Origin of the sequence: Mesorhizobium sp. M2A.F.Ca.ET.067.02.1.1 (assembly GCF_004023285.1) — a bacterium.
In the GTDB taxonomy this organism is placed as follows: Bacteria; Pseudomonadota; Alphaproteobacteria; order Rhizobiales; family Rhizobiaceae; genus Mesorhizobium.
Genome location: NZ_RZSB01000658.1, coordinates 1 through 3392 on the forward strand (window position 1 = coordinate 1; position 3392 = coordinate 3392).

At 68.7% G+C, this 3392-nt stretch carries 3 protein-coding genes; all 3 read left to right on the forward strand.

The window, feature by feature from the left end:
* Positions 1–836, forward strand: an 836-nt coding sequence (locus EOA28_RS29465) for a glycosyltransferase family 2 protein (RefSeq protein ID WP_128315561.1), incomplete at its 5' end; no start/stop codon positions are given.
* Positions 833–1864 (forward strand): glycosyltransferase, encoded by a 1032-nt coding sequence (locus EOA28_RS29470; protein WP_127253265.1) that lies wholly within the window; start codon positions 833–835, stop codon positions 1862–1864. The genes EOA28_RS29465 and EOA28_RS29470, both read left to right, overlap by 4 nt.
* A partial coding sequence (locus tag EOA28_RS29475) for an ABC transporter ATP-binding protein (protein WP_148670926.1) occupies positions 1861–3392 on the forward strand: 1532 nt, incomplete at its 3' end. The genes EOA28_RS29470 and EOA28_RS29475, both read left to right, overlap by 4 nt.

Genomic DNA, 3392 nt, shown 5'->3' on the forward strand with positions numbered 1-3392 from the left:
ACGCCGACGACTTCGCCTATCCCTGGCGGCTGTCGCGCCAGGCGGCGCTGTTTGCCGCGCGGCCGGAGCTCGGCTTCTGCGGCGCGCTGGTGGACACGCTGCTGCACGGCCGCGTCCTTAAGGGGCGGCTCGACCCGGTGTTCCGTCTCGACCTCACCGTGCTGTCGAAATTCTTCACCATCTTCCTGCACCCGACGGTGGTCTACAACCGCAAGGTCATCTCCGAGGCCGACCTTCACTACGACGGCAACTACCGGCACGCCGAGGATTTCGACCTCTTCCGGCGGCTGGCCGACCGCTATCCGGCGGCGCTGATGCCGGAAAGCCTTCTGGTCTACCGCGTCCATCCCGGCAGCGTGACCAGCCGGCACAGCAAGGAGATGCGGCGCACGCATCTCAAGATTGTCGGCGAGAATCTCGAGCGCCTGGGTTTGGCGCAGGGCTGCGAGGACCTGCGCGCTATCGGCGATCGCGTCTGCCTCGACACCGTGCGCCGGGCGGCCGCCTTTATCCGGGCGCTTGAAGAGCGGATCGCGGCATTGCCCGACCCGACGCGGCCGAGCTTGGAAGCCGGCGCGCTGAACCTGTTCTATTTCCTCTACCAGCTCGTCAATGACGAGGAGCGGCCGGCGCTGACACATGAATTGCTGACGCTGACCGGGAAATGGAACGCGATCCGCCGCCGGGAGAAATACGCGCTCGGCCCCGGCGCCTGGGCGCCCTGGCTGAGCCAGGCCTCGATGTGGGCGGGCAAGCGCGCCGACGGGCTTGCCTACCGCCTCAAATCCGCGCCGGCAGCGTCAGTGCTCGCGCCCTACAGGATGGCCGCGCCATGAACGCCGAGCGCCATCCGCTGCTGCGGCACCTGCGCCCCGCCCTGCCCCCTCCTCCGTGGCCCAGGCAGCGGCCACAGGTCTCCTTCATCGTGTGCACGCGCGACCGCCTGGCTGTGCTCGAAGCCTGCATCGAATCGATCCGCGCCGCTTGCCGGGCGCACCCGGCCTACACAGCCGAACTGGTGGTGGTCGACAACGGCTCGCGCGACGGCACGGCCAGTTATCTTTCGGCGACCGCCGCTAGCTCTGACATCGCCCTGACCGCAATCTCGGAGCCTCGCCCCGGACTGGCGGCGGCGCGCAATGCGGGGCTGGCGCGGGCGCGCGGGCGGGTGCTGGTGTTCGTCGACGACGACTGCAGGCTCGACCGCAGCTATCTCATCGACCTCGAGCGGCATTATGCGAGCGGCGAGAAATGGCTGATCCGCGGCGGCCGCGTCGAGACCGGCGACGCGCTGGACCTGCCCTTCACCATCAAGCGCTGCGACGAGCGCGAGCGGCTGACGCCGGCGGTCCACCCGGGCGGCTTCGTGCTCGGCTGCAACATGACCATGCACCGCGACGTCGCCGCCCGCATCGGCCCCTTCGACGAACGCTTTGGCGCCGGCGGGGCGCTGCGCTCGGCCGAGGACACGGATTATCTGGTGCGGGCGATGCTCGCCGGCATGGCGGTTGAATATGTGCCCGACATGACGATCTTCCACCATCACGGACGGCGCGACCGCATGGCGATCGACCGGCTGCACCGCGACTATAATTTCGGCAACGGCGCGCTGTTGCTGAAGCATTTTCGCCGCGCGCCCTGGCTGCTGCGCCATTTCTACTGGGCGGCCCGGGCCGCCATGCGCGAGCTCGTCGGCGGGCCGCGCTTCGACCAGGAGCTCAAACTGTCGCATTGGCCGATCGTTCTGATGAACCTCGCGGGCGCGGCGAAGTTCATCGCTCTCGTGCTTGTCAAGCGGCCGGCTCGAAAGCCTCAGTCGGGCAATGAGACCATCGAGGCCAGGGCGGAGGCCGGCGCGCGATGAGCGGGCGCCCGCCCCTGTCGATGCTGCGCCGGGCGCTCGGCAGCCGGCAGCTTGGCCTGCTGCCCGCCGTCGTCGCGCTCGGGCTTGCAAGCGCGGCGCTCGAAGGCTTCGGCATCGGGCTGATCATCCCGCTGCTCGGCATCATCATGGGGCATGGCGACACAGCCGGCATGGCGGGCTTCTCGGCCCTCCTGCAGAAGGTCGGCGCCGGGCTCGGCGAGCGCGAGCGGCTGATTGCCATCGCGGCCGCGATCCTTGGCTCGATCCTCTTGAAGAACCTGCTCGGCTTCGCCAATTCGGTGCTAACCGCACATATCTACGGCAAGGCCAGCCAGGCGATCCGCGGCGCGCTCGCCGAGCGGCTGCTCAATGTCGGCTATCCGTTCTTCCTGAAGGAGAGCCCCGGGCGGCTGCTCAACATCATCTCCAGCGAATCCTGGCGGGCCTCGGACGCCATTCAGGCGATGCTGGGCTCGATCGTCAGCGCCTCGGCGTCGCTCATCCTGCTCGTCTTCCTGCTGCTGCTCTCCTGGCGGATGACGCTGCTGGTGATGCTCGGGCTGGCGCTGGTCCAGCTTGCGCATATGGCGCTGTCGGCGCATCTGAGAAAGCCAAGCCGAAGCGTTGCCTCGCGCAACAGCGCCTTGGCCTCACGGATGCTGCACCTGGTCCATGCCGGCCGGCTGATCCGCATCTTCGGCCAGGAGGCGCGCGAGAAGGCGGCGTTCGAGGCGGCGTCGGACGGCGTGCGCCGGGCGGCCTTCCAGCTTTCCAACCGCCAGGGCGCGCTGGCGCCGCTGACCGAAGTGCTGCACGCCATGTTGTTCCTGGCGGTGGTGATCGGGGCCTGGCTCGCGGGCCTGAGCTTCCCGATGGTCGCCGCCTTCCTCATCCTGCTCTATCGGCTGCAGCCGCATGTCAGGGCCCTGCAGATGACATGGAGCCAATTACAGGGGCTTTCCGGCTCGCTGGAGGAAGTGACCTGGCTGCTCGATCCCGAGGGCAAGCCGGCCGCGCCGCAAGGCCGCCGGCCGTTCGCGTCTTTAAGCGAAAAAATCGCCTTCGAGGGCGTGAGCTTCAGCTATGCCAACGAGGAGCAGCGCGCGGCGGTGCTGCACGCGGCGAGCTTCGACATAAGAAGCGGCCGCTCGACGGCGCTGATCGGCCGCTCCGGCGCCGGCAAGACGACCATCGTCAACCTGCTCTGCCGCTTCGTCGAGCCGGACGGCGGCCGCATACTCGTCGACGGCGCGCCGCTGGGCGACATCGACCCGGTCGCATGGCGGGCGCACATCGCCCTCGCGAGCCAGGAGCTGGAACTGGTGGACGGCACGATCCTCGAGAACATCACCTACGGCAAGGACACGGCGAGCGCGGAAAAAGCGCGGCGCGCGGCCGAGCTTGCTGAGGCGCATGAATTCATCGAACGCCTGCCGCAGGGTTACCAGACGGTCGTCGGCTATCGCGGGGTCAACCTGTCGGCCGGACAGAGGCAGCGCATCGCGCTCGCCCGCGCGCTGGTGCGCGA

Bases quoted from the DNA above. Each gene is read 5' to 3' on its own strand.
- EOA28_RS29470 (WP_127253265.1), top strand. From the start codon at position 833: ATGAACGCCGAGCGCCATCCGCTGCTGCGGCACCTGCGCCCCGCCCTG.